This window comes from Halomonas ventosae (genome assembly GCF_004363555.1).
GTDB lineage: Bacteria > Pseudomonadota > Gammaproteobacteria > Pseudomonadales > Halomonadaceae > Halomonas > Halomonas ventosae.
This window is the reverse complement of the sequence record NZ_SNZJ01000017.1, coordinates 72841-96578: the sequence shown is the minus strand read 5'-3', so window position 1 is coordinate 96578 and position 23738 is coordinate 72841. Positions and strand designations below refer to the sequence as shown.

General features: G+C 70.3%; 23 protein-coding genes. 16 read left to right on the top strand and 7 right to left on the bottom strand.

The features are described from left to right. Nucleotides 1-14 precede the first annotated feature (14 nt). Nucleotides 15-833 (top strand): universal stress protein, encoded by an 819-nt coding sequence (locus DFP85_RS14270; RefSeq protein ID WP_133637116.1) that lies wholly within the window; start codon nucleotides 15-17, stop codon nucleotides 831-833. Nucleotides 834-928: 95 nt separating this feature from the next. Next, a complete protein-coding gene (locus DFP85_RS14265) occupies nucleotides 929-1333 on the top strand; it encodes a DUF6455 family protein (RefSeq protein ID WP_133637115.1) in 405 nt (134 codons plus the stop codon). A 54-nt stretch (nucleotides 1334-1387) separates the two neighbouring features. On the opposite strand, the gene DFP85_RS14260 is transcribed toward DFP85_RS14265, so the two are convergent. From DFP85_RS14260 to DFP85_RS14245, 4 genes are all read right to left on the bottom strand, one after another. Beyond that, the gene (locus DFP85_RS14260; protein WP_133637114.1) at nucleotides 1388-1816 is read right to left on the bottom strand and encodes a hypothetical protein; all 429 of its coding nucleotides are present in this window, start codon (nucleotides 1814-1816) and stop codon (nucleotides 1388-1390) included. A gap of 98 nt (nucleotides 1817-1914) precedes the next feature. Then, nucleotides 1915-2229 carry an AzlD family protein gene (locus DFP85_RS14255; protein WP_133637113.1) on the bottom strand — a complete coding sequence of 105 codons (315 nt, stop codon included), beginning with the start codon at nucleotides 2227-2229 and terminating at the stop codon, nucleotides 1915-1917. Then, on the bottom strand, nucleotides 2226-2939 hold the full coding sequence (locus DFP85_RS14250) for an AzlC family ABC transporter permease (protein ID WP_133637111.1): 714 nt from the start codon (nucleotides 2937-2939) through the stop codon (nucleotides 2226-2228). Before DFP85_RS14250 ends, DFP85_RS14255 begins: the two co-directional genes overlap by 4 nt. Further along, nucleotides 2936-3931, bottom strand: a complete 996-nt coding sequence (locus DFP85_RS14245) for an LLM class flavin-dependent oxidoreductase (protein ID WP_133637109.1) — start codon at nucleotides 3929-3931, stop codon at nucleotides 2936-2938. Before DFP85_RS14245 ends, DFP85_RS14250 begins: the two co-directional genes overlap by 4 nt. A gap of 196 nt (nucleotides 3932-4127) precedes the next feature. On the opposite strand from DFP85_RS14245, the gene DFP85_RS14240 reads away from it, so the two are divergent. The 12 genes from DFP85_RS14240 (at nucleotide 4128) to DFP85_RS14190 (ending at nucleotide 19860) form a co-directional block, all read left to right on the top strand. After that, a complete protein-coding gene (locus DFP85_RS14240) occupies nucleotides 4128-5750 on the top strand; it encodes a BCCT family transporter (protein WP_133637107.1) in 1623 nt (540 codons plus the stop codon). 95 nt (nucleotides 5751-5845) lie between these two features. Further along, the gene (locus tag DFP85_RS18940; protein ID WP_166644647.1) at nucleotides 5846-6022 is read left to right on the top strand and encodes a hypothetical protein; all 177 of its coding nucleotides are present in this window, start codon (nucleotides 5846-5848) and stop codon (nucleotides 6020-6022) included. Nucleotides 6023-6068: 46 nt separating this feature from the next. Then, entirely contained in the window at nucleotides 6069-7013 is a 945-nt protein-coding gene (locus DFP85_RS14235; RefSeq protein ID WP_133637105.1) for a cobyrinic acid a,c-diamide synthase, read from the top strand. 45 nt (nucleotides 7014-7058) lie between these two features. After that, complete coding sequence (locus DFP85_RS14230; protein ID WP_133637103.1) at nucleotides 7059-8243, top strand: toxic anion resistance protein; 1185 nt, start codon at nucleotides 7059-7061, stop codon at nucleotides 8241-8243. A 74-nt stretch (nucleotides 8244-8317) separates the two neighbouring features. Beyond that, nucleotides 8318-9622, top strand: a complete 1305-nt coding sequence (locus DFP85_RS14225) for an ATP-grasp domain-containing protein (RefSeq protein WP_133637101.1) — start codon at nucleotides 8318-8320, stop codon at nucleotides 9620-9622. A gap of 86 nt (nucleotides 9623-9708) precedes the next feature. Further along, nucleotides 9709-11739 (top strand): CocE/NonD family hydrolase, encoded by a 2031-nt coding sequence (locus tag DFP85_RS14220; protein ID WP_133637099.1) that lies wholly within the window; start codon nucleotides 9709-9711, stop codon nucleotides 11737-11739. Nucleotides 11740-11789: 50 nt separating this feature from the next. After that, a complete protein-coding gene (locus tag DFP85_RS14215) occupies nucleotides 11790-13145 on the top strand; it encodes an MFS transporter (protein WP_243737307.1) in 1356 nt (451 codons plus the stop codon). A gap of 66 nt (nucleotides 13146-13211) precedes the next feature. Further along, entirely contained in the window at nucleotides 13212-13736 is a 525-nt protein-coding gene (locus tag DFP85_RS14210; RefSeq protein ID WP_133637097.1) for a retropepsin-like aspartic protease family protein, read from the top strand. Nucleotides 13737-13743: 7 nt separating this feature from the next. Continuing rightward, nucleotides 13744-14778 (top strand): YihY/virulence factor BrkB family protein, encoded by a 1035-nt coding sequence (locus DFP85_RS14205; protein ID WP_133637095.1) that lies wholly within the window; start codon nucleotides 13744-13746, stop codon nucleotides 14776-14778. After that, on the top strand, nucleotides 14775-15818 hold the full coding sequence (locus DFP85_RS14200; protein WP_133637094.1) for an NAD(P)H-dependent flavin oxidoreductase: 1044 nt from the start codon (nucleotides 14775-14777) through the stop codon (nucleotides 15816-15818). Before DFP85_RS14205 ends, DFP85_RS14200 begins: the two co-directional genes overlap by 4 nt. Nucleotides 15819-15850: 32 nt before the next feature. After that, nucleotides 15851-17563 (top strand): VRR-NUC domain-containing protein, encoded by a 1713-nt coding sequence (locus DFP85_RS14195; RefSeq protein ID WP_133637092.1) that lies wholly within the window; start codon nucleotides 15851-15853, stop codon nucleotides 17561-17563. Continuing rightward, entirely contained in the window at nucleotides 17560-19860 is a 2301-nt protein-coding gene (locus DFP85_RS14190) for an ATP-dependent DNA helicase (RefSeq protein WP_133637090.1), read from the top strand. The genes DFP85_RS14195 and DFP85_RS14190 overlap by 4 nt, the downstream gene beginning before the upstream one ends. Before the next feature lie 7 nt (nucleotides 19861-19867). Here DFP85_RS14190 and DFP85_RS14185 read toward each other — a convergent pair whose 3' ends face one another. After that, a complete protein-coding gene (locus DFP85_RS14185; RefSeq protein WP_133637088.1) occupies nucleotides 19868-21685 on the bottom strand; it encodes a monovalent cation:proton antiporter-2 (CPA2) family protein in 1818 nt (605 codons plus the stop codon). Nucleotides 21686-21825: 140 nt separating this feature from the next. Between DFP85_RS14185 and DFP85_RS14180 the strand changes: the two genes are divergently transcribed. After that, the gene (locus DFP85_RS14180) at nucleotides 21826-22491 is read left to right on the top strand and encodes a cupin domain-containing protein (RefSeq protein WP_133637086.1); all 666 of its coding nucleotides are present in this window, start codon (nucleotides 21826-21828) and stop codon (nucleotides 22489-22491) included. 120 nt (nucleotides 22492-22611) lie between these two features. Then, the gene (locus DFP85_RS14175) at nucleotides 22612-22791 is read left to right on the top strand and encodes a PLDc N-terminal domain-containing protein (protein WP_133637084.1); all 180 of its coding nucleotides are present in this window, start codon (nucleotides 22612-22614) and stop codon (nucleotides 22789-22791) included. Between the two features lie 93 nt (nucleotides 22792-22884). Here DFP85_RS14175 and DFP85_RS14170 read toward each other — a convergent pair whose 3' ends face one another. Next, nucleotides 22885-23487, bottom strand: coding sequence for a DNA polymerase ligase N-terminal domain-containing protein (locus DFP85_RS14170; RefSeq protein ID WP_133637082.1), 603 nt, complete (start codon nucleotides 23485-23487; stop codon nucleotides 22885-22887). Nucleotides 23488-23518: 31 nt separating this feature from the next. Next, complete coding sequence (locus tag DFP85_RS14165) at nucleotides 23519-23734, bottom strand: DUF3565 domain-containing protein (RefSeq protein WP_133637080.1); 216 nt, start codon at nucleotides 23732-23734, stop codon at nucleotides 23519-23521. Nucleotides 23735-23738: the final 4 nt, after the last annotated feature.

Below are 23738 nucleotides of genomic sequence, written 5' to 3'. Positions count from 1 at the left end.
AGAGGAGTCCTACGATGGACAAGATTCATGTGGCGATGGACGAGAGCGACGCCTCCCAGCGCGCCCTGATGCTCGGCCAGCTTTTATCCCGTCAGCTGGCGCTGCCGCTCTGTGTGACCTCCGTGGTGGCCGGTGAGGAGCGAGTCGAGCCGCGGCGAGTGGCCCTGCAGTCGCGTCTCTCGGAGCAGCAGGCGGAAGACACCAGCATCGAGGTGGTCGTCCACGCGAGTGCCAAGGACTATCTGGGCCAACTGGCCGGCCGGGAAGCGGTGGGGCTGTGCATGATGGCCCACGGCCGGCGGCCGGTACCCGAGATGCTGATCGGCAGCGTCACCGCCGGCGTGGTGCGGCGCGCCAACCGGCCGGTCTACCTGTGCGGGCCGCGCTTCGATGTTGACTCGCATCGCGAGGTCAAGGTGTTGATGGTCTGTGTGGATGGCTCCAGGCTTTCCGAGGCGATCCTGCCCCATGCGGTGGCGCTATCCAAGCGGCTGGGCGCCCGCCTGCAGCTGCTGCAGGTCATCGATACCGCGGCCGCCGCGGCGGTTCCACTGGATGGCGGCCATGCCGATGTGATGGAGTCCGGCTATGTGCATGGCCTGGCACGACGCCTGCGCAGCGAGCATGACATGGACCTGGACTGGGAGGTGCTGCATGGTGATCCGGCGGATTCCATCGTCAGCTACCTTGCGGACTGCCAGGACACCATGCTGGCCATGACCACCCATGGGCGCAGCGGGCTTTCCCAGGTGGTGGCCGGCAGTGTCAGCCACGAGGTGCTCCACGAGGTGCGCTGTCCGGTGGCGGTGCTGCGCCCCGCCGATGTTGGCTGAGCCATCGGGATGCCATCTGGCTGATGCAGGTCAAGGCGGTGTGGCCTGGGCTGGCCTAGTGTGACCTCATGGATCTGATCTGAGGAGGCCTGCCCATGACGACATTACGCGACGGTATCCACGCCACGGCCGGACGTCTGGCTCACACCATGGTCGGTGCCTGGCGGAGACATCGCCAGCACCGGGCCTGGGAGGAGCTGGATGAGGCCGAGCGCGAATCACGCCTGAATGACCTGGGGCTGGCGCGAATCGATTCTCCGCTGTTCTGGTCTGATGGAGGCTCGGTATCCGACCTGCTGCCGCGCATGATGGAAGTCCACGGGGTCGATCCTATGACACCCCTGGTTGTTGGCAATGGTGTGAAGCGTGATCTCGAGCGGGTCTGCAGTCTATGCCCCCACAAGACGCGCTGCGCCCGGGTGCTCGCGGATGGGCCGGAGCCCGAGGCCTGCGACTTCTGTCCCAATGCCGGTACCCTGGAAGCGTTGGGCAGCCATTGAGTTTGCAAGGTTTCATCTACCCTGAAGGCCCGCCGTGTTGGCGGGCCTTGTCGTTCAGGTGCGGTCGGGATCCTTGTGCTCTCCTTCCCGGGACTCCCCACTCTTGACTTCATAATCCCCCTCCAGCACCTGCTGCTCGCGATGGCTGCCGCTGGAGGTGTGCGTCTCCCGATAACGGGTTTCCTGATAGTGGAAGCTGGCGCCGTCCACGTCCTCGGCCTGTTCGGCGCGCATCTGTTCCATGCGTTTCTTCAGCCGGTGGCGTAGCAGCGGCATCAATGCCCAGCCCAGCAGCAGGAAGATCAGGCCGAACACCATGGCCACGATCATCAGGGTGCCGAACAGCAGCCAGGTGAGCAGCAGCTTCAGGCCGCCCAGGGGGCCGTCGGCGCGGGTCTGGCGGGCGCGTGCCTGCCACTCTCGGGCGGCGCGCCAGGCGGCATTCTGCTGTGCATCGCGGCGCGGGTCATGGGGATCGGGCATGCGGGACTCCAGTGTCTGTGAGGGGCGTCGGCACGGCCGACACCCCGTGAATGACTGCCCCTTGGAAAGCGCGGCGGGCGCTTCGTTCCGAGGCGGGCTCAGGAGGCGACCAGCCGCCACAGGGCGGCGGTCAGGATTCCGGCGGCGATGGCCGGCAGCGGCTTGCGCAGCACCAGCATCACCCCCGCCGTGGCGACCAGGGCCATCCGGGCCCCGCCGTCGCCGTTCACGGCCATGGGGGTGATCACCGCCACCAGCACCGAGCCGGCCATGGCGTTGATGAAGCGCTCGACCCGCGGGCCGATGGGCACCCGGGCCATCACGAAGACCCCGCCGGCGCGGGTCAGGTAGGTGACCAGCGCCATGATCACGATGGCCAGCAGCACGCCGCCGTTGGCGGCCGACAGGGTCATGGCGCCGTCTCCTTGCCCGTGGGGGGCAGCAGCAGGCCCACCACGCCGCCCGCCAGCGCCCCCACAATCACGTGGGCGTGGGGCGGCAGCCAGGCCATCGCCGCCAGGGCCGCCAGGGCCGCGGCGCCCCAGGGCAGCAGCACGCCGAGGTCGCGCTTGTCGCCCACCAGCATGGCCAGCAGGAAGCAGCCCATGATGGCATCCAGCCCGAAGCGGCCCGGCTCGCTGATGCCGCTGCCGAAGGCCACGCCGAGGCCGGTGCCGAGCATCCAGGTGGACCACAGCGCCAGGCCCCCGCCGACCAGGATGCCCAGGCGCGACGCCGAGGAGCCTCCGGTCATGGCCATGGCCCAGTTGGCGTCGCTGAGCAGGATCAGGCTGGCGTAGCGACGCCCGCTGGAGAGGTCGCGCAGGTGGGGGTAGAAGGCGGCGCCCATCAGCAGGTGACGGGCATTGATCGCCAGGGTGATGGCCACCAGCGGCAGCAGCGGGATGGTATCGCCCCACAGCTCCAGGGTCGCGAACTGAGCCGCCCCCGCGAACACCAGGCCGCTCATCAGCAGGGTCTCGGCCGCGGAGAGCCCCTGCTGCAGGGCCGCCACCCCGAAGGCCAGCCCGAAGACGATCACGAACAGCGACAGCGGCGCCATGCGCCGGAAGCCGTCGACGAGATGGCCAAGGGTCGGTCGCGAGGCGTCGGTCCGGGTCATGAGCGCCACACGTCGGCGACGATCTCGTAGCTCCGCAGCCGGTCCTCGGCGGCGTAGACATCGGTATTGAGCATCAGCTCGTCGGCGCCGGTCAGCTCCAGGAAGCGCTCCAGGCCCTCGCGCACGGTCTCGGGCCCGCCGATCACCGCGGCGCCCAGGAACTGCTCCACCTGGGACTGCTCCCGGGGTGACCAGTCCAGCGTCTCCACCGGTGGCAGGGCCTTGGTGCGCTGGCCGCGGATCATGCCCAGGAACTTGCGGCGGGCGGTGGAGGCGAGGTAGTCCGCCTGGAGGTCGTTCTCGGCGGCGATCACCGGCAGGCCGACCATGGCGTGGGGCCGGTCCAGCACCGCCGATGGCCGGAAGTTGTCGCGATAGAGCCTTAGCGCCTCGAACAGCTGGGCCGGGGCGAACTGGGCGGCGAAGGCGAAGGGCAGCCCCTCCCGGGCCGCCAGGCGCGCGCTGAAGTCGCTGGAGCCGAGCAGCCAGAGCGGCACCCGCGTGCCCTGGCCGGGCACCGCCCGCACTCGCTGGCCCGGGCGCTCGTCGTCGAGATAGCCCTGGAGCTCGGCCAGTCGCTGCGGGAAGTCATCGACGCCGGCATAGGGGTCGCGGCGCATGGCGGCCATGGTGGGGCCGTCGGAGCCCGGCGCGCGCCCCAGGCCCAGGTCGATGCGCCCGGGATAGAGGGTCTCCAGGGTGCCGAACTGCTCGGCGACCACCAGCGGCGGGTGGTTGGGCAGCATGATGCCGCCGCTGCCCACCCGGATGCGCTCGGTGGCGCCGGCGATATGCCCGATCAGCACCGCGGTGGCGGCGCTGGCGATGCCCTCGATGCTGTGGTGCTCGGCCAGCCAGTAGCGCGTGAAGCCGAGCCGCTCGGTGAGCCGGGCCAGCGCCACGCTCTCCCGGAAGCTGTCGGCGGCGCTGCCGCCCTCGCGGATCGGGGCCAGGTCGAGCACGGATAGGGGCGTGTCGGCGAGTCGGGACATGTCGTGGAGCGCTCCGGAAACGATTAGCCTGCTGAGTTTCTCCTAGCATCGGGGCGGCCGGTGCGGAATGCAATGCCCGCGCCGCCGAGGGGGCAGGCTGCCTGGCGGGCTGGGCCGGCCGCGGGTCGGCATGATAGCGTCCGGGCTCTCTGGCAGCATGATTTTTGTACAAATCCTCGACAAAGGAAGCGTCTTCATGGCGAATCACGGAGGACAGCGGGTCTTCGCCGTCTCGGCGCTGATCATCCTGGCACTGGTGGCGGTGGGCGCCGCCTTTCCCGACGGCTTCGGCGCCGCCGCCAGCGCCGCGCTCTCGACCACCACCCGGCTGTTCGGCTGGTTCTATCTCTTCTCGGTGTTCGGTTTCGTGCTCTTCCTGCTGGGCCTGGCCTTCAGCAAGTACGGCAAGATCCGCCTGGGACCCCAGGATAGCTCGCCGAGCTTCAGCTTCTTCTCCTGGATCAGCATGCTGCTGGCCGCGGGCTTCGGCGTCGGGCTGGTGTTCTACGGCATGGCCGAGCCCATGACCCACTATATCGACCCACCCTACGGCGACGTGCCGGCCGAGAGCGTCGAGTCGGCGCGCTATGCCATCCAGTACAGCTACTTCAACTGGGGCATCCACCAGTGGGCGGCCTTCTCGGTGGTGGGGCTGATCATCGCCTACTTCCAGTTCCGCAAGGGGCAGGCCGGTCTGGTCTCCTCGGTGCTCTCCTCGGTGACCGCCAGGCATCCCAGGGTGCGTCCCTATGCCTCCTGGCTGGATATCTTCGCGGTGGTGGCCACGGTGATGGGGGTGGCCACCTCCCTTGGGCTGGGCGTGCTGCAGATGAACGGCGGGCTCAATGCCGTCTTCGGCCTGCCCGAGAACGCCCTGTGGCAGTTCATCATCCTGTTCGTGATGTTCCTGGCCTATATGGCCTCGACCTGGTCGGGCCTGGACAAGGGTATCAAGCGCCTCTCCAACCTCAACATGATCCTGTGCATCGGCCTGATGCTTTACGTGCTGGTCACCGGCCCCACGGTGGCCATCCTCGAGACGATCACCCTGGGCCTCGGCGACTACCTGCAGAACTTCATCGGCATGAGCCTGCGCATCTCGCCCTACGGCGACATCACCTGGGCGAGCAGCTGGACGATCTTCTACTGGGCCTGGGTGATCGCCTGGTCGCCCTTCGTCGGCACCTTCGTGGCGCGGGTCTCGCGCGGGCGCACCATCAAGGAGTACGTGCTCGGCGTGCTGCTGATCCCGCCGCTGCTGGCCTGCCTGTGGATCGGCGTGTTCGGCGGTGCCGCCATCAACATGGAACTCGGTGCCGACGTGGGCCTGGCCGCGGCCACCCAGGACAACATCACCGTGGCGCTGTTCGAGATGTTCGAGTTGATGCCCTTCTCCGGGGCGCTCTCGGTGGTGGCGATGCTGCTGATCTTCATCTTCCTGGTCACCTCCGCGGACTCCGCCTCCTATATCGTCGCACAGATGACCGACGCCGGCTCCATCAACCCGCCGCTCTTCAAGCGGGTGGCGTGGGGCGTGCTGATCGCCGCCATCTGCCTGACGCTGATCGCCGCCGGCGGCCTGACCGGGCTGCAGTCGGCCTCGGTACTCTCGGCGCTGCCCTTCACCTTCATCCTCTACATGATGGTGGTGGTGCTGGTTCGCGAGCTGCGCAGCGATCGCAAGGCGATGCTCACTCAGCTCTATCGCCGCCATGGCGAGACCCCGGTGGGGGCGGATGCCTTCGAGGCCGAGTCCCTGGGCGAGGAGGAACGCCTGCGCCGGGCCCCCAGCGTGGTCAACCGGCGTGTCAAGCGCTGAACCGGGCTGTTGGTGGCGATCACCGCCGATGGCAGTGGCCAGCCGCCGCGGCAGGCCGTAAGCTCAGGGAACAATGGTGAAATCGGACTTCGACCATGACCCTCATCCGCACCGGCCGCGGCGCGCCACGTCGCGGTGCCACCCGTCGACGCCAGCGGCGCCGGCTCGACTGGGCCTGCTTCGATCGCTGGCTCGATCGGGTGGTGGTCGTGGCGGTGAGCATCGCCCTGCTGGTGGGCGTCGTGGCCCTGGTGCTCACCTTGTGGCTCTAGTCGCGTGCCGTGCCTTCCCTCCGCTGGATAAAGGATGGTCAGCCCCATGCTGGGATTCCTGCAGGGTTTTTCCTATGGTCTCTTCCTGACCTGCCTGCCGTGGCTGCTGGTGGGGCTGGTCAACCCACGCCTGGCCGTGCCGGTCGAGCCGCCCGGCCGCCTGCAGGTCATCCTGCGCTACGCCCTGGTGGTGCCCTTCATCAGCCTGCTGCTGTGGCTCACCTCGCTGTGGGGCGGCTTCGGGCCGACCCTGACGGGCTGGCTCGCCGGGCTGGTGGCGGTGCCGGTCGCGCTGCCGCTGGAGCGCCGGCTGCGCGGCTGGCTCGCTCGGCGGCGCGAGAAGCGCCGGCAGGCGGTGCGTGCGTCCGAGGAGGCGCACCGCCGAGCCGAGCGGCAGCGCGACGCACACGAGGCCGACCTGGCCGTCCTCGACCCGGCACGCCCACCGGCGGATGCCGACGACCTGGTGCTGGCCCTGTGCCGGGCCAAGCAGGGGCTGGTCGATGCACGCCGCCCCGACCTGGCGGTGCAGGCCGACCGCGTCTACAGCCGCTACCGCCATGTGCTGGAGGTGCTGGGGAGCCGCTTCGACAGCGGCGAGCTGGCCTTCGCCCGCGCCCGGGGCCTGGTGGTCGAGGTCTGCCGTACCGCGGTGGATACCCTCGACGCCATGGCCTCCCGGGCCAGTGGGGTGGCGAACGTCGACGGTGACTTCGTGCGCCGCCGCCTGAGTCGCGAGGGCCGGGCGCTGGGGGAGCAGGAGCGTGCCGCCCTGGTGCGGCGGCTGGAACTGCTCGAGGAGACCGAGAAGGGGCTGCGCGAGCTGGCCGCGCGCAACGAATCGGCGCTGACCGTCCTCGACGACACGGCCGTCTCCCTGGCGCGCATCGAGACCGGGCGCCCGCAGGCCTCGGTCACCACCGAGCAGGCGCTGGAGGAGCTGCGCCGCTTCGTCTCCCGTGCCGACCGCTACGGGCGTGGCCGGTCCTGAGGCCGGCCCGTCCCATGCCCTGACCCGATTCTTCGAGAGGTGCCCATGACCCAGCAACCCGAACGCGAGTCCCGCCTGTCGCTGCCACCGGTGGAGGAGATCGCCCACCAGCTGGACGACAGCGGCCTGGACGCCGGCACAGAGGACCCGTCGCTTTCGGCCGAGGCCGATGCCTTCGTCGACGAGCTGGTCGCCGGCGGCGATGCCGAGGCCATGGCGCGCCAGCGACGCGCCATCGACGAGCTGGGGCTGGAGCTGCAGCAGCAGGCCGCCCACCAGAGCACCATGCTGCAGACGCCGCTGCGCCAGCTGGCCCACCACGGGGACGAGGGCGGCCCCGTGGCCAGGGCCCTGGTCGACCTGCGCGGCCGGATGCAGGAGCTGGACCCGGGCCGTCATCGCCTGTCGCCGGGCCCGCTGGACCGCGTGCTGGCCTTGCTCCCGGGCGCTGGCAGTCGCCTGCAGCGCTACTTCCGCAAGTTCGAGACGGCCCAGCAGGCGCTGGATGCGATCATCGCCGACCTGGAAGGGGGGCGCGACATGCTGCATCGCGACAACCTCACCCTCGGCGACGACCAGCAGTCGCTGCACGAGAGCCACGTCCAGCTGCAGCGACAGGTCGCCCTGGGACGGCTGATCGACGAGCGGCTGCAGGCCGCCATCGCCCGCCGCGACGAGGAGGATCCCCAGCGGCGCTTCCTTGAGGAGGAGCTGCTGTTTCCGCTGCGCCAGCGCATCGTCGACCTCCAGCAGCAGCTGGCGGTGAGCCAGCAGGGCGTGCTGGCGCTGGAGGTGATCATCCGCAACAACCGCGAGCTGATGCGTGGCGTCGACCGCGCCATCAACGTCACCGTCTCGGCGCTCACCGTGGCGGTCACGGTCGCCCTGGCCATCGCCAACCAGCGGCTGGTGCTGGATCGCGTCGAGGCGCTCAATGCCACCACCTCGGAGATGATCGGCGGCACCGCACGGGCGCTGCGCCAGCAGGGCGTGGACATCCAGCAGCGGGCCTCGTCGGCAATGCTCGACATGCAGGCCCTGGAGCAGGCTTTCGGCGAGGTGATGGGGGCCATCGACGACCTCTCCCGCTATCGCCGCGAGGCCCTGCCGCGGCTGGACGACCAGATCGACCGGCTGGCGGCACTGGCCGACCGGGGCGGCGAGGCCATCGACCGCCTGCAGCGCGGCCGCGAGGAAGGCGACGCTGCCGGACGCGACCGGCACGACTGACCCGGCATCCAGCCCGCACTGGACTATGCTGCTCGAAGGCGCCGGGTCCGGCGCGCGACAGAGGGGGCAGGGCGATGGCCGAGGTCAGGAACATCTTCGTGGTGGGGCTCAACGACTTCAATCGCCAGCGTCTCGAGACGCTGCGTGGTGCCGGGCAGTGGCGCTTCCACGGGGTGATCGCCCCGGAGGCGGTCTACGACACCGAGGAGTTCGACATCGCCGCCATGCTGGCGGAGGCCACGGCACAGCTCGAGGCCTTCGAGGGTTCCATCGACGCCATCGTCGGCTACATGGACTTCCCGGTCTCGACCATGCTGCCGATCCTCTGTGAGCGCTTCGGCACCTCGACCACCTCGCTGGAAAGCCTGCTCAAGTGCGAGCACAAGTACTGGAGCCGCCGGGTGCAGCGTGAGGTGATTCCCGGCCACATCCCGGCCTTCGTCGCCTTCGACCCCTTCGACGACGAGGCGATGACCCGGATCAGCGAGGCGGGGCTCTACTTTCCCTTCTTCGTCAAGCCGATCAAGTCCTCGGGCTCGCGGCTGGGCTTTCGCATCGACACCCCCGAGGACTTCTACCACGCCATTGAGCAGCTGCGCGACGCCATCGGCCTGATCGCCGACCCCTTCAACACGGTGCTGGAGCAGGCGCGGCTGCCGCCGGAGGTGGCCGCGGTGGACGGGCACTTCTGCATGGCCGAGGAGATCATCGGCGGCTGGCAGTGCACGGTGGAGGGGTACGTCTACCAGGGCGAGGTGGAGAGCTACGGCATCGTCGACTCGCTGCGCTACCCTCAGGTGCTGAGCTTCTTCCACTATCGCTACCCCTCGGGGCTGCCCGGCGAGATCCAGGCAGAGATGGTCGAGCTGACCCGTACCGTCATGAGCCATATCGGCTACGACAATGCCGCCTTCAACGTCGAGTACTTCTGGGACGAGGTGCAGGGGCGCATCTGGCTGCTGGAGATCAACACGCGCATCTCCCAGTCGCACTGCGACCTCTTCGAGAAGGTCGACGGCATCAGCCATCAGCAGGTCACCATCGACCTGGGGCTGGGAAACCGCCCCGACATGCCGCATCGCGAAGGGGCCTTCCCCATCGCCGCCAAGTTCTTCTATCGGGTGTTCTTCTCCGATGCCCGGGTGACCCGGGTGCCCACCCCGGACGAGCTCGCCGCGCTCGAGGCCGACTTCCCGGGGGCCATGATCGATGTCCAGGTGGAGGAGGGGCAGTGGCTCTCCGCGCTGCCCGAACAGGACAGCTACAGCTATGCCCTGGCCTATGTCTGGATGGGGGCGTCATCGTCCGAACAGCTGCTCGCCGACTACGACCGGCTAGCGGCGCGCCTGGTGTTCGAGTTCGACAATATCCAGGGCTGAGCACGGCCGGCCCGGAGCAGGTTTCAAGGGACTAGTTCAGGGACTAACTCAAGGGACTTACTCAAGGGTCTAAGGAGTGCAGGATCATGCGTATCGTCAACGACTTTCCCCGCCGCGTCATGGAGGAGGAGACCTGGATTCCCCTGCCCGACGGCAGCCGGCTGGCGGCGCGCATCTGGCGGCCGGTGGACGCCGAGCTCCACCCCGTGCCGGCGATCCTCGAGTACCTGCCCTATCGCAAGCGCGACCTCACCGCCGAGCGCGACGTCCAGAGCCATCCCTACTGGGCGGGCCATGGCTATGCCGGGGTGCGGGTCGACATCCGCGGCACCGGCGAGTCCGACGGCGTGCTCACCGACGAGTACCTGCCCAGCGAGCTCGAGGATGGCCTGGTGATTCTCAAGTGGCTGGAGGCCCAGCCCTGGTGCACCGGCGACGTCGGCATGATCGGCATCTCCTGGGGCGGCTTCAACGGCCTGCAGATCGCCGCCCTGCGCCCGCCGCAGCTCAAGGCGGTGATCACCCTCTGCTTCACCGACGACCGCTACGCCGACGACATCCACCACATGGGCGGCTGCCTGCTCGCCGACAACCTCTCCTGGGCCTCGACCATGTTCGACGGCAACGCCTGCCCCCCCGACCCCGAGCTGGTGGGGGAGCGCTGGAGGGAGATGTGGCTCGAGCGCCTGGACGGTAGCGGCCTGTGGCTCGCCCAGTGGCTCGAGCACCAGCGCCGCGACGACTACTGGAAGCACGGCTCGGTGTGCGAGGACTACTCGCAGATCCAGTGCCCGGTCTATGCCGTCAGCGGCTGGGCCGACGGCTACTGCAACGCCGTCTTCCGGGTGCTCGAGGGGCTCGAGGTGCCGCGCAAGGGGCTGGTCGGCCCCTGGGCCCACAAGTACCCGCACCTGGGCGTGCCGGGGCCGGCCATCGGCTTCCTGCAGGAGTCGCTGCGCTGGTGGGACCAGTGGCTCAAGGGCATCGACACCGGGATCATGGACGAGCCCATGCTGCGCGTCTGGATGCAGGAGTCGGTGCCGCCCTCGGCACGCTACGACGAGCGTCCCGGGCGCTGGGTCGCCGAGCCCGACTGGCCATCGCCGAACATCGTGGCCGAGGCCTTCCAGCTCACCGAGGGGCACGATCTGGTGCCGGAAGACGAAGGGGGCGAGGAGGACGAGGCGGTTCTGGACATCCGCTCGCCCCTCTCGGTGGGGCTCTATGCCGGCAAGTGGTGCTCCTACAATGCCCCGCCCGACCTACCCCACGACCAGCGCGACGAGGATGGGGGCTCGCTGATCTTCCAGACGGCGCGCCTCGAGGCGCCACTGGAGATCTGCGGGTCGCCGATGGTCGAACTCGAGCTCTCCGCCGACCAGCCGGTGGCCATGGTGGCGCTGCGCCTCTCCGACATCGCCGAGGATGACAAGGCCACAAGGGTCTCCTACGGGCTTCTCAACCTGACCCACCGCGACAGCGACGAGCACCCCGAGCCGCTGGAGCCGGGCCGGCGCTATCGGGTCAGGATCCCGCTCAAGCACATCGCCCAGCAGTTTCCCGCGGGCCACGCCTTGCGCCTCTCCCTCTCCACCAGCTACTGGCCGCTGGCCTGGCCGGCGCCGCAGCCGGCACGCATCACCCTCTGGCCCGGCGCCAGCCGGCTGCTGCTGCCGAGGCGTGAGCCACGCCCCGCCGAGGAGGCCGCGCTGCCCGCCTTCGCCGAGCCGGAGGGCGCGCCGCCCCTGGCCAAGACGCTGCTGCAGCCGACCCAGGAGACCTGGCAGGTGATCCGCGACCTGGCCCAGGATCGCACCACCCTGGAGGTGGTCCATGACGAAGGGCGCTACCGGATCGATGACATCGACCTGGAGATCGCCGCCAGCGTCACCGAGCGTTATGCCTACGCCTACGGCAGCTACGACAGCGTCAGCGGCTGGACGGAGTGGCAGCGCAGCTTCAAGCGCGGTGACTGGGAGGTCAGCACCCTGACCCGCACCCTGCTGACTTCTGATGCCGACAACTTCCGCATCCGGGCTACCCTGGACGCCTGGGAGGGGGATACCCGGATCTATGCGCGCACCTGGGATGAGACCATTCCCCGCGATCTCGTCTAGGGCAGGAGGGGCTGCTATGGTGACGGCCTGATGCCACAGGGACGTCCCGCATGAGCCCGATCCCCGCCGCCGTGCCGACGACTCCCCGCGCCTCGCGCAAGGAGATCCTCGGCTGGGCGATGTTCGACTTCGCCAACCAGGCCTATACCCTGCTGATCATCACCGTGGTGTTCGGCGAGCTCTTCACCACGGTGATCGTCGGCGATCGCGGCGACGGCTACCGCCTGGCCAACTTCCTGTGGAGCCTGGCGCTGGCGATCAGCTACCTGCTGGTGGTGGTGACCGGCCCGCTATGCGGGGCGGTGATGGACTACCGGGCCGAGAAGAAGGGATTCCTGTTCGTCAGCTACCTGGCCACCGTGGCCACCACCGCCATGCTCTACTTCGTGGAACCGGGCTACGTGGTGCTGGGTCTCGTGCTGATCGTGCTCTCCAACTACGCCTACTCCATGGGCGAGTCCTTCATCGCTGCCTTCCTGCCGGACCTCGGTCCGCCCGAGGACCTGGGCAAGATCTCCGGCTTCGGCTGGGCGCTGGGCTACGTGGGCGGGCTCTTCGCCGCGGGGTTCACGCTGGTGGCGCTGGGCGAGGCCACGGCGGAGAACTTCGAGCGCATCCGCTGGGTGGGGCCCTTCGCGGCGGGCTTCTTCCTGCTGACCGCCATCCCCACCTTCCTGTGGGTGAAGGAGCGCGGCACGCCCCAGCCGCCCGGCAAGCCCTACCGCGAGATCGCCTGGGAGCGTGTCTCGACGACCCTGCACGAGCTCAGGCGCTTCCGCGACCTGGGCATCTTCCTGGTCTCGCTGCTCTTCTCCATGGCCGGCGTCTACATCATCATCGCCTTCGCCTTCATCTACGGCGCCCAGGTGATCGGCTGGGACGAGTCGGTGCGCAACATCATGTTCATCATCGTGCAGGTCACCGCGGCGGCAGGCGCCCTGGGCTTCGGCTTCATCCAGGACCGCATCGGCACCCGGGTCACCTACCTCTTCACCCTGGGACTCTGGGTGGCGGCGATACTGGCCATCTGGGCCACGCCGGAGGTCACCGCCTTCCTGCATGCCCGGTTCGGGCTCGACTGGGAGGCCCAGCACCTCTTCCTGGTGGTGGGCTGTCTGGCGGGGCTCTCCCTGGGCTCCAGCCAGTCCGCCAGCCGCGCCCTGGTGGGGCTCTTCTCGCCGAGCCGCAAGGCCGCCGAGTTCTTCGGCTTCTGGGGCCTGGCCAACAAGCTCGCCGGGGTGATCGGCATCATCGGCCTGGGGCTGCTGCAGTCGCTGGTGGGGCTCAAGGCGTCGATCCTGCTCTGCGCGGTGCTCTTCGTCATTGCCATCCTGGTCTGCCTCTTCGTCAACCAGGCCCGCGGCCAGCAGGCGGCCCGAGACTGGGAGGCGCGCAACGGGCGCTAGCGCAACGGATGCGGAATGTCGCTGTGGCATGATGGTCTCAAGGGGCAGATGCCGGGAGGGAAGGTCATGAGCGAGGAGCGCGCCACGCGCCGTGCGGGGCTGGGCATGATGCTGCTGTTCTGGGTGCTCTTCCTGGGCGGCGGGGCCTGGTGGTTCCACGGCTACCTGGAGACGCAGCGCAACCCCAATGCCCATCTCGCCAACGTCGCGGTGGGGGAGGGCGAGCCGGTGGTGCTGGAGCGCAACCGCGCCGGCCACTTCGTGGCCACCGGGCGCATCAACGGGCAGCCGGTGGAGTTCCTGCTCGACACCGGCGCCACCTATGTCGCGGTGCCCGCCGGGATGGCCGAGCGGCTGGGGCTCCAGAGCACCGGCAGCGCCTGGTTCAACACCGCCAACGGCCGGGTGCGCGGCGAGCTGGCTACCCTCGAGACGGTGAGCCTGGGCGGCTACGAGGCCCACGAGGTGCGCGGCTCGATCAGCCCGGGGCTCACCGGCGAGGCGGCGCTGCTGGGCATGAGCTTCCTCGACCGCTTCGACATCGAGATCCGCGATGCGCGCATGGTGCTGCGCCCCGCGGAGCGGCCCTGAGGTGGCCATGGCGAAGCCGGAACGCGGTCGCCGTGCCGACCAGCCCAGGCAGATCCCCGCGACCGGGTGGCTGGATATCGTATGGCGCGTCAAGCAGCAGGTCATCCAGGACTTCGTCGCCATGATGGCCGCCGGGATCGCCTTCAATGCCATGCTGGCGCTCTTCCCGACCATCGCCGCGATCATCTCGGTCTGGGCGCTGGTGATGGACCCCCAGGACCTGGCGAGTCAGATCGTGGAACTCAGCCGCTATCTCCCGCCCGAGGCCTCCACCCTGATCAAGGACCAGGCACGCAAGATCGCCGAGACCACCAGCACCGGCCTCAGCCTGACGGCCCTTGGCAGTGTGCTGGTGGCGATGTTCATCGCCTCCAAGGGCGTGCTCTGGATGGTGGCCGGGCTGAACGTGGTATACGGCGAGGAGGACCGTCGGGGATCGCTGCAGCGTGGCTGGATCGTCGCGGCGCTGACGCTGGGGCTGATCCTGGTCCTGCTGATCACCATCGTCTTCGTCGCCTTCTTTCCGCTGGCCATCGGCATGCTGGCGCTGGATACGCTGCTGGTGATGGCGATCGTGTGGCTGCGCTGGCCGGTGCTCCTGATGGTGATGATGCTGGTCATCGCCGTCTTCTATCGCTTCGGGCCCGACAGGCGGCCGCCGCGCTGGCAGTGGGTCAGCATGGGTTCCGTCGTCGCGACGCTCCTGTGGCTGATCGGCTCTGCGGGCCTCTCGTTCTACTTCGGCAGCGTGATCAACCTGAGTGATATCTATGGCTCGCTGGGGGCGGTGGTGATGCTGATGCTGTGGTTCTGGCTCTCGGCATTCACCGTGTTGCTGGGCGCGGAGTTCAACGCGGAAATGGAGCGCCAGACCTATCGCGATACCACCGTCGGCACGGCCCGCCCGCTGGGGGAGCGCGACGCCCACGCCGCCGATACCCTGGGCCGCAAGTGGCCCTGGCGACAGACCGGCCGGAAGCGCACTCCCTCCGACCAGGATCCCACCGACCAGAACACCAACGACCGAGGAGATACCCCATGACACTGGCCGATCGACTGGGCCTCGACCTGCCCATCCTCCAGGCTCCCATGGCGGGTGCCCAGGGCAGCGAGCTGGCCATTGCCGTCTCCCGTGCCGGCGGCCTCGGGGCCCTGCCCTGCGCCATGCTCTCGCCCGAGGCCATGGCGGAGGAACTCGAGGCCCTGCGCGCCGCGACCTCGGGGCCGGTGAATGTCAACTTCTTCTGTCACACGCCGCCCGCGCCCGACCCCGAGCGGCTGGCGCGCTGGCAGGCGGCGCTGGCGCCCTGGTATGCCGAGTTCGGCCTCGACACCGAGGCGGTGCCGGCCGGGGCCGGGCGGCGTCCCTTCGACCATGCGGCCTGCGACGCCCTCGAGCCCTTCCGTCCGGAGGTGGTGAGCTTCCACTTCGGCCTGCCGGCGCCTGAGCTGCTGACGCGGGTCAAGGCCTGGGGCGCGACGGTGCTCTCCACGGCCACCACGGTGGAGGAGGCGCGCTGGCTGGAGGCCCGCGGCGCCGATGCGTTGATCGCCCAGGGGCTCGAGGCCGGCGGCCATCGCGGGCTCTTCCTGACCGAGGACCTGACCACCCAGATGGGGACCCAGGCGCTGCTGCCCCAGGTCCGCCAGGCGGTGGAGGTGCCGGTGATCGCCGCCGGCGGCATCGCCGATGCCCGGGGCGTGGCGGCGGCCCTGGCGCTGGGCGCCGAGGCCGTCCAGGTGGGCACCGCCTTCCTCTGCTGTCCGGAGTCCCGCGCCTCGGCCATCCATCGCCGGGCGCTGATGAGCGAGGCGGCCCGCCATACGGCCCTGACCAACCTCTACAGCGGCCGCCCGGCCCGGGGCATCGTCACCCGGCTGATGCGCGAGCTGGGGCCGATCAGTGACGCGGCGCCGGCCTTCCCGCTGGCCACCGCGGCCATCACCCCGCTGCGGGCCGCTGCCGAGGCGCAAGGGCGTGGTGATTTCTCGCCGCTATGGGCCGGGCAGAACGCCAGCCGCTGCCGCGAGGTTCCCGCCGCCGAGGTGGTGCGCGAACTGGCCCGGGGCCTGCCGCGCTGACGCTGCCTCCTCGGCCCTGATACCATGGATGCATGAACAGTATTCCCGCCGCCGCCCCGGTCACCGCGCCCCTGGACGACCCGCGCTACTACCTGGCGAACTTCCGCTTCGTGCTGGCGTGGGTGGCCGAGCGCCACGGTGACCTGCTGGACGCGGCCGAGCACGGCTTCCTGGCGGCATTCGCCGCCCTGCCCGAGGCCTCGCAGGCGCTGCTGGTGCGCATGGTGATGCGCAAGGGGGAGCACTTTCGCACCTCGCGCCTGCGCTATCCCGAGATCGGCGACACCGAGGCGGCGCTCGCGCCCCTGGTCGAGGCGGGTCTGCTCGAGGCCGCGCCGGAACTCGACCTCGAGGAGCTCTTCCGCCAGCTGCGCCTGCCCGAGCTGCGCCGTGCCCTGTCCGGCGAGATCGCCGCCGCGGGGTTGGCCGCCGCCACCGGCAAGGCCGCGCTGTTCGAGGCGCTTGCGCCGCGGCTCACCGAGGACCTCCCGCTTGCCGACTGGTGGCCCGAGGCGCCGGACCGTGTCGTGCGTATTGCCGTGATGGCGACCTGCGACCGGCTGCGGCTGATGTTCTTCGGCAACCTGCGCCAGGACTGGGCCGAGTTCGTGCTCACCGAACTCGGCCTGCAGCGCTTCGAGCGGGTGGCGATCACCCCCGACTCCCGGGCCTTCCGGCGCCGCACGGAAGTGGATGCCTACCTGGCCCTGCACCGCCTGCGCGAACGGCTCGAGGCCGGGGAGGCGGTCTCGGTATTGCAGGCCGAACTGCCCGCGCCGCTGGCCGACAACGCCTGGCTGGCGGCGCGGCATCGGCGGCTCTGCGTGGCGCTGGGGCGACAGGCGGAGCGAGAGGGTCAGGGCGAGCCGGCCCTTGCCCTCTATGCCGAGGCCGGCTGGCCGGACGCGGGCCATACCGGCAGCGTCGAGGCGCGCATCCGCCACCTGCGCCTGCTGGAGCGCCGCGGGGAGCACGTCGCGGCCCTGGCCCTGGCCGAGCCCCTGGCCGAGGCCCCGTCCAGCGAGGAGGAGGCCCAGGCGCTGGGACGGCTGGTGCCGAGGCTGCGCCGCCGGCTGGGGCTTGCCCCGCGGACCTTCCCGCGAGAGCCGGCGCCTCGGCAGTGGACCCTGACCCTGCCGCCCGGTCCGGTTGAGGCCGGGGTGCGCGACCACCTGCACGATGATGCGGCGCCGGTGCACTACGTGGAGAACAGCCTGTTCACCGGGCTCTTCGGTCTGCTCTGCTGGGAGGCGCTCTTCGCGCCGCTGCCCGGCGCCTTCTTCCACCCCTTTCACCACGGCCCGGCGGACCTCTACCGCGAGGACTTCGTGGCCCGCCGCCGCGACCGCTTCGATGCCTGCCTGGCCCGGCTCGAGACCGGCGAGTATCGCGAGGCGATCCGCGCCACCTGGCGGGCGAAGCAGGGGCTGGCCTCGCCCTTCGTGCACTGGGGGGCGCTCGACGCGGCGCTGCTCGAGCGGGCGCTGGCCTGCCTGCCGGCCGCTCACCTGCGCGCCTGCTTCGAGCGGCTGCTCGGCGACCTCAAGGCCAACCGGGCCGGCCTTCCTGACCTGATCCAGTTCCTTCCCGAGGCCCCGCAGGGCGAGCCGCGCTACCGGCTGATCGAGGTGAAGGGGCCCGGCGACCGGCTGCAGGACAACCAGCGGCGCTGGCTGGCCTTCTTCCATGCCCGGGCGATCCCCGCCGGGGTCTGCCATGTGCGCTGGGCGGTGGACGGCGAATGAGCGGGGAGGCGGGCTATCGCGTGGCGGTGCGCGCGCTGTGCGACTTCACCGCCCGGGAGGGGGACCTGGACCATCGCTTCACCCCGGCTCCCAGCGCCCGGGAGGGCATCGCGGGCCATGCCCTGGTGGCGAGGCGGCGTGGCGGGGGATACGAGTCCGAGCTGCCGCTCTCCGGCGCCTTCGAGGGGCTGACGGTGGGCGGCCGTGCCGACGGCTTCGACCCGGCGGCCAACCGCCTGGAGGAGGTCAAGACCCACCGCGGGCGCCTGGAGCGCATGGCCGACAACCAGCGGGCCCTGCACTGGGCGCAGGTCAGCGTCTATGGTGCGCTGCTGTGTGCCGAGCGTGGCCTCGCCTCGCTGACCCTGGCGCTGGTCTACCTGGACATCACCACCGGCCGCGAGACCGTGCTGACCCGCGAGGCGAGCGCCACCGAACTGCAGGCCTTCTTCGCGACTCATTGCCGCCGCTTCCTGGCCTGGGCCGCGCAGGAGGCCCGGCATCGGGAGCGGCGTGACGGGGCGCTTGGCGAGCTCGCCTTTCCCCACGAGCGCTTCCGTCCCGGCCAGCGCGACCTGGCGGAGAGCGTCTACAAGGCCGCCAGCACCGGCCGCTGCCTGCTGGTCCAGGCCCCCACCGGCATCGGCAAGACCCTCGGCACCCTCTTCCCGCTGCTCAAGGCCATGCCCCGCCAGGGGCTCGACCGCGTGGCCTTCCTGACCATGAAGACGCCGGGACGCCGGCTGGCGCTGGATGCCCTGGTCGCCCTCGGGGCCGGGGGCGCCGGCAGCCCGGACGCCGCCGCCGCCCCGCTGCGGGTGCTGGAGCTCACCGCCCGGGAGAAGGCCTGCGAGTATCCCGACCGGGCCTGCCACGGCGAGGCCTGCCCGCTGGCGTCGGGCTTCTACGACCGGCTGCCGGCGGCACGCCAGGCCGCCGTGGCGCGAGGCTGGCTGGATCGCGAGGCGCTGCGCGAGGTGGCCCTCGACCATGGTGTCTGCCCCTACTACCTGGGGCAGGAGCTGGCGCGCTGGTGCGACGTGGTCGTCGGCGACGTCAACCACTGGTTCGATGCCAACGCCCTGCTGCATGGCCTCGCCCGCGCCAACGGCTGGCGCCTGGGCCTGCTGGTGGACGAGGCCCACAACCTGGTGGAACGGGCCCGGGGCATGTACAGCGCCGAGCTGGACCAGCGCCGCCTCGCCCGGCTGCGCCGTGAGGCTCCTGGGGCCCTGGCGCGCCCCCTGGGGCGCCTGGCCCGTCAGTGGCAGGCGCTGGTCCGGGAGGCGGGAATGGGCGAGGCCGGCGAGCCGGGCCGGCCGGCCTACCGCGTGCTCGACGGCCTGCCCGAGGGGATGGTCGCGGCCCTGCAGGGGGTCGCCAGCGCCATCACCGAGCACCTGGGCGAACACCCCGACCAGGCCTCCCTCGCGCTCCAGGAGCTGCTCTTCGAGGCGCTGGCCTTCACCCGCCTGGTGGAGTCCTTCGGCGAGCACTCGCTATGCGACCTGGCCCGCCACGGTCGCGGCCGGGCCGTGCTGGGGCTGCGCAACCTGGTGCCGGCGGACTTCCTGGCGCCGCGCTTCGCGGCGGCGCAGTCTGCGGTGCTCTTCTCGGCGACCCTGAGCCCCGCCCACTACCACCGCGACCTGCTGGGCCTGCCGGCCGCCACGGTGTGGCACGAGGTCGCCTCGCCGTTCGCCGCCGAGCAGCTCGAGGTGCGCATCCGCGCCGACATCTCCACCCGGCTGCGCGACAGGGAGGCGTCGCTTTCGCCCATCGTCGCCGAACTGGCCGGCCAATACCGTCGCCGGCCGGGCCACTACCTGGCCTTCTTCAGCAGCTTCGCCTACCTGGAGGCGGCCCTGGCACGGCTGCAGGCGGCCCATCCGGAGATTCCCGTGCGCGCCCAGACCCGCGGCATGCGCGAGGAGGCCCGCGACGCCTTCCTGGCCGGCTTCGCGCCGGGCGGGCAGGGGATCGGCTTCGCGGTGCTGGGCGGGGCCTTCGCCGAGGGCATCGACCTGCCGGGCGAGCGGCTGATCGGCGCCTTCATCGCCACCCTGGGGCTGCCGCCCTTCGATCCCTTCAACGAGGCCCTCAAGGCGCGGCTGGCGGCGCGCTTCGGACTTGGTGACGACTACGCCTATCGCATCCCGGGGCTGATCAAGGTGGTGCAGGCGGCGGGGCGGGTGATCCGTGGCCCCGGCGACGAGGGCACGGTGGTGCTGATGGACGACCGCTTCGCGCGCCCCGAGGTGCGGGCCCGGCTGCCGGGGTGGTGGGCGGTCGAGTGATCGTGCCTCAGCGCCGGAAGCGCGGAATCTCCTCCACCCGGGTGGCGATGTCCTCGTCCGCCTCGTAGAGCGCCTCGAGCTCCCGGGCGGCCTCCTGGATGGTCTGGATCTGTTGCGTCTCGTTGCCGAACACCTCGAGCTGGCGCAGCAGCGCCTGCTCGTCGTGGGGGCGGAAGGTGTCGATGGTGTGCTGGGCCTGCTCCCGGGGAATGCCCAGGCCGATCAGGGCGTCGCGGGTCAGCTCGAGGCTGGCGGGGAGCAGCTCGCGCACGATGTGGGTGATCCCGGCCCGCATCAGCAGGTGGGCATGGTGGCGGTTGCGCGCCCGGGCATAGAGCTGCAGATGGGGAAACTGGCGCCGCACCTGGCCGACGATGCGCATCGAGGCCTCGGGGTCTCCCACCGCCACCACCAGCACCCGGGCCCGGTCGGCCCCGGCAGCCTTGAGCAGGTCGATGCGCGAGGCGTCCCCGTAGTAGACCTGGTTGCCGTAGCGGCGCACCACCTCGACCTGGTCGGCGTTGATGTCGAGCACCGTGTAGGGGATCTTCAGCCCCTGCAGGGCGCGCCCCATGATCTGCCCGAAGCGCCCGAATCCGGCGATGATGATCTGCGGGGCGTCGTCGGGGAGGGTGTCGTAGTCGCGCTTCGCCCGACGACGGGTGAAGAGGCGGCGAAGGCCCCGCACATGCAGCTGGAAGAGCAGCGGGGTGGTCGCCATGGAGAGCGAGATCACGAGTATCAGCAGGCTGACCAGCGACGGGTCGAGCAGGGCGGCACTGGCCGCCGCGGAGAGCAGCACGAAGCCGAACTCGCCGCCCTGGGAGAGCAGCACCCCAAGGTTGAGCCCCTCCTTCCAGCCGGTGCCGTGGAGCCTGGCGGCGACCAGCATGGCCAGCGCCTTGAGCATCACCAGCCCCAGGGTCAGGCCGAGCACGACCAGCGGCATCTCGCCGATCAGGCGGATATCGGCCGTCATGCCCACCGCCATGAAGAACAGCCCCAGCAGCAGCCCGCGGTAGGGCTCGATATCGGCCTCGATGTTGTGGCGGTAGCTCGAGTCAGCGAGCAGCACGCCGGCGATGAAGGCCCCCAGGGCCATGGAGAGCCCGGCCAGCTCCATCAGCAGAGCGGCGCCGATCACCACCAGCAGCACCGTGCCGGCAAAGACCTCGCGGCTGCGGGTGGCCGCGGCATAGTGGAACAGCGGCCTCAGCAGGTAGCGGCCACCGACGATCAGCCCGAGGAAGGCGCCGACCGCCACCAGCACCTCCTGCAGCAGCGGCAACGGCCCCTCGGCGAGCAGGCTCTCGGCCGCGAGCATGGGAATGAGGGCCAGCACCGGGATGGCCGCCAGGTCCTGGAACAGCAGCAGGGCGAAGGCATTGCGACCGTGGCGGGTCTGCAGCTCCTTGCGCTCGCCGAGCAGCTGCAGCACCAGCGGCGTGGAGCAGAGCCCCAGGCTGAAGCCCACCACCAGCGCCGCGGCGGGGGAGAGCCCCAGCCACCAGGCGGCCAGCGAGAGCAGGGCCGTGGTGATGGCGACCTGCAGGCTGCCGAAGCCGAACACCGCCTTGCGCATCACGCGCAGGCGCGAGGGCTTGAGTTCGAGGCCGATCACGAACAGCAGGAAGACGATGCCGACCTGGGAGAACTGCAGCACCGCCTCGGCGTCGGCCACCAGGGCCAGGACCGAGGGGCCGATGACCACCCCTGCGGCCAGGTAGCCCAGTACCTCGCCGAGCCCCAGGCGCTTGAAGACCGGCACGATCAGCACCGCCGCCGCGAGGAAGATCAGCGCATTGAGCAGCAGGTCGGTGGCCAAGGGGCCTCCTTGAGAATGGCGGTGGGGAGCCCCATGCTAACCGATGGAGGCCATGCCGTGGCCACGCAAGCGTCGGGCCAGGCCCGCGGCTCGACACCGAGAGGTCCCTGGCCCGGAGGCCCTGTCAGAAGGAGAGCGTCATGCGACTCAATGCCGATTTCAGCCGCCGTGCGGTGGTCACGCCCGACCAGTACCGCTGGGTGGACTCCCCTACCCCGGGGGTGGAGCGGATGATGCTGGACCGGGTCGGCGACGAGGTGGCCCGGGCCACCTCCCTGGTGCGCTATGCGCCCGACAGCACCTTCCCGACCCACGAGCACGGTGGCGGCGAGGAGATCCTGGTGCTGGAGGGCGAGTTCGCCGACGAGCATGGCCGCTATCCCGCGGGCCACTACCTGCGCAATCCCATCGGCACGTCTCATGCACCGCGGGTGGGCGAAGAAGGGGCGCTGATCTTCGTCAAGCTGCACCAGTTCTCGCCGGACGACACCGAACAGAAGGTCATCGACACCCGCGCCGGCGGCTGGCGCCCCGGGCTCGTCGAGGGTCTCGAGGTGCTGCCGCTCCACGACTTCGAGGGCGAGCACGTAGCCCTGGTGAAGTGGGCGCCCAACACCCGCTTCCAGACCCATGCCCACTGGGGCGGCGAGGAGATCCTGGTCCTCGAGGGCACCTTCCACGACGAGCATGGGGCCTATCCCGCCGGCAGCTGGCTGCGCAGCCCCCATCGCAGCCAGCATACGCCCTTCACGGGCGAGGATGGCGCGCTGATCTACGTCAAGGTCGGGCACCTGCTGCCCGAGTGAGCGGCGGCCCCGTTACGCGTGCTGACAATTCGCTACCGGCCGCGATTGTGCGTTTCGCGACCGCTGTGCTACCTCTAAGGGCGGCACTTCGCCGAATGGAAATCGACAAGGAGACGTCGCATGGGTATCGAAGTAGGCGGCCTGCTGGGCCTTATCTGGCTGATCATCGTCATCTGGGCCATCGTCAAGGTGGCCAAGAGCCCGGCCGGCGGGCTGTCCAAGCTGATCTGGATCCTGGTCCTGCTGTTCTTCCCGCTGATCGGGCTGATCGTCTGGCTCCTGTTCGGGCCCAAGGGATAGCGATTCCCCGGCCTTCCACTCGCCGCATCGGCGGGCGCCTCGCGGTCCATTCGGGCCGCGGGTGTTGCGTGGCGTGAGCCGGACTCGCCGGGCTCAGGCCTGGTCCTTGCCCGCCTCGCGGGTGATCTCCTCCAGGGTGCGTCCCGACACCACGGACTCGGGTTCGGTCGAGGTGGGATTGCGCCTCGCATCGGCGGCCTCGTCCTCCATCTTCACCAGCAGCCAGCCCTCACCCTGCTCCAGGTGCGTGCGGATCAGCGCATAGCCCCCGCGCAGCTTCTCCCCCTCCAGCCAGACGGTGGCATGGCCCTCCTCGAGCTGCTCGGCGATCGAGGGCCGGTCGTCGCCCTCCTTGAGGTTGCGGTAGTGGCCGCGATCCCAGATCAGCACGGTGCCGGCACCGTATTCGCCCTCGGGAATCACACCCTCGAAGTCGGCATAGGCCAGGGGATGATCCTCGGTGGGGATCGCCAGGCGCTTGACCCGCGGGTCGGTGGAGGGGCCCTTGGGCACGGCCCAGGACTTCAGCACGCCATCGACCTCGAGGCGGACGTCGTAGTGCATTGTGGAGGCGGCGTGCTGCTGGATGACGAAGCGCGGCAGGTCGCCCTGCCGGCCGTCTTCCATGGGCTCGGGGGTACGGCGTGGGTCGCGCTTCTCGCGATAGCGTGTCGGGGTGTCGCGGGATGCGGCCATGGGGCACCTCCGGGCGGTGGCTACCCGCAGTCTAGTCGCTGACCGGGTTGTCCCGGGGCTCGCCACGATCACACTTGACACACTCCAGGGCGAGGCCGAGCCGCGAGCGCCGCCCGGCCTCGCTGGTCACCCAGGGGCGCTCGGTCCAGGGGGGCTGGTGGCGCACGTGCTGGTTATGGCCGCAGGCGAGTTCCGCGACCCAGTGGCCCTCCTCGTCGAGGTGGTAGCCGATGATGGGCTGCTGCATGGGG

What these genes read in the sequence shown, in the direction of transcription:
- DFP85_RS14215 (WP_243737307.1), top strand. Translation starts at nt 11,790, where the DNA reads ATGAGCCCGATCCCCGCCGCCGTGCCGACGACTCCCCGCGCCTCGCGC.
- DFP85_RS14230 (WP_133637103.1), top strand. Translation starts at nt 7,059, where the DNA reads ATGACCCAGCAACCCGAACGCGAGTCCCGCCTGTCGCTGCCACCGGTG.
- DFP85_RS14210 (WP_133637097.1), top strand. Translation starts at nt 13,212, where the DNA reads ATGAGCGAGGAGCGCGCCACGCGCCGTGCGGGGCTGGGCATGATGCTG.
- DFP85_RS14270 (WP_133637116.1), top strand. Translation starts at nt 15, where the DNA reads ATGGACAAGATTCATGTGGCGATGGACGAGAGCGACGCCTCCCAGCGC.
- DFP85_RS14170 (WP_133637082.1), bottom strand. Translation starts at nt 23,487, where the DNA reads ATGGCCGCATCCCGCGACACCCCGACACGCTATCGCGAGAAGCGCGAC.
- DFP85_RS14245 (WP_133637109.1), bottom strand. Translation starts at nt 3,931, where the DNA reads ATGTCCCGACTCGCCGACACGCCCCTATCCGTGCTCGACCTGGCCCCG.
- DFP85_RS14220 (WP_133637099.1), top strand. Translation starts at nt 9,709, where the DNA reads ATGCGTATCGTCAACGACTTTCCCCGCCGCGTCATGGAGGAGGAGACC.
- DFP85_RS14200 (WP_133637094.1), top strand. Translation starts at nt 14,775, where the DNA reads ATGACACTGGCCGATCGACTGGGCCTCGACCTGCCCATCCTCCAGGCT.
- DFP85_RS18940 (WP_166644647.1), top strand. Translation starts at nt 5,846, where the DNA reads ATGACCCTCATCCGCACCGGCCGCGGCGCGCCACGTCGCGGTGCCACC.
- DFP85_RS14250 (WP_133637111.1), bottom strand. Translation starts at nt 2,939, where the DNA reads ATGACCCGGACCGACGCCTCGCGACCGACCCTTGGCCATCTCGTCGAC.
- DFP85_RS14235 (WP_133637105.1), top strand. Translation starts at nt 6,069, where the DNA reads ATGCTGGGATTCCTGCAGGGTTTTTCCTATGGTCTCTTCCTGACCTGC.
- DFP85_RS14175 (WP_133637084.1), top strand. Translation starts at nt 22,612, where the DNA reads ATGGGTATCGAAGTAGGCGGCCTGCTGGGCCTTATCTGGCTGATCATC.
- DFP85_RS14165 (WP_133637080.1), bottom strand. Translation starts at nt 23,734, where the DNA reads ATGCAGCAGCCCATCATCGGCTACCACCTCGACGAGGAGGGCCACTGG.
- DFP85_RS14265 (WP_133637115.1), top strand. Translation starts at nt 929, where the DNA reads ATGACGACATTACGCGACGGTATCCACGCCACGGCCGGACGTCTGGCT.
- DFP85_RS14180 (WP_133637086.1), top strand. Translation starts at nt 21,826, where the DNA reads ATGCGACTCAATGCCGATTTCAGCCGCCGTGCGGTGGTCACGCCCGAC.
- DFP85_RS14205 (WP_133637095.1), top strand. Translation starts at nt 13,744, where the DNA reads ATGGCGAAGCCGGAACGCGGTCGCCGTGCCGACCAGCCCAGGCAGATC.
- DFP85_RS14260 (WP_133637114.1), bottom strand. Translation starts at nt 1,816, where the DNA reads ATGCCCGATCCCCATGACCCGCGCCGCGATGCACAGCAGAATGCCGCC.
- DFP85_RS14225 (WP_133637101.1), top strand. Translation starts at nt 8,318, where the DNA reads ATGGCCGAGGTCAGGAACATCTTCGTGGTGGGGCTCAACGACTTCAAT.
- DFP85_RS14195 (WP_133637092.1), top strand. Translation starts at nt 15,851, where the DNA reads ATGAACAGTATTCCCGCCGCCGCCCCGGTCACCGCGCCCCTGGACGAC.
- DFP85_RS14255 (WP_133637113.1), bottom strand. Translation starts at nt 2,229, where the DNA reads ATGACCCTGTCGGCCGCCAACGGCGGCGTGCTGCTGGCCATCGTGATC.
- DFP85_RS14240 (WP_133637107.1), top strand. Translation starts at nt 4,128, where the DNA reads ATGGCGAATCACGGAGGACAGCGGGTCTTCGCCGTCTCGGCGCTGATC.
- DFP85_RS14190 (WP_133637090.1), top strand. Translation starts at nt 17,560, where the DNA reads ATGAGCGGGGAGGCGGGCTATCGCGTGGCGGTGCGCGCGCTGTGCGAC.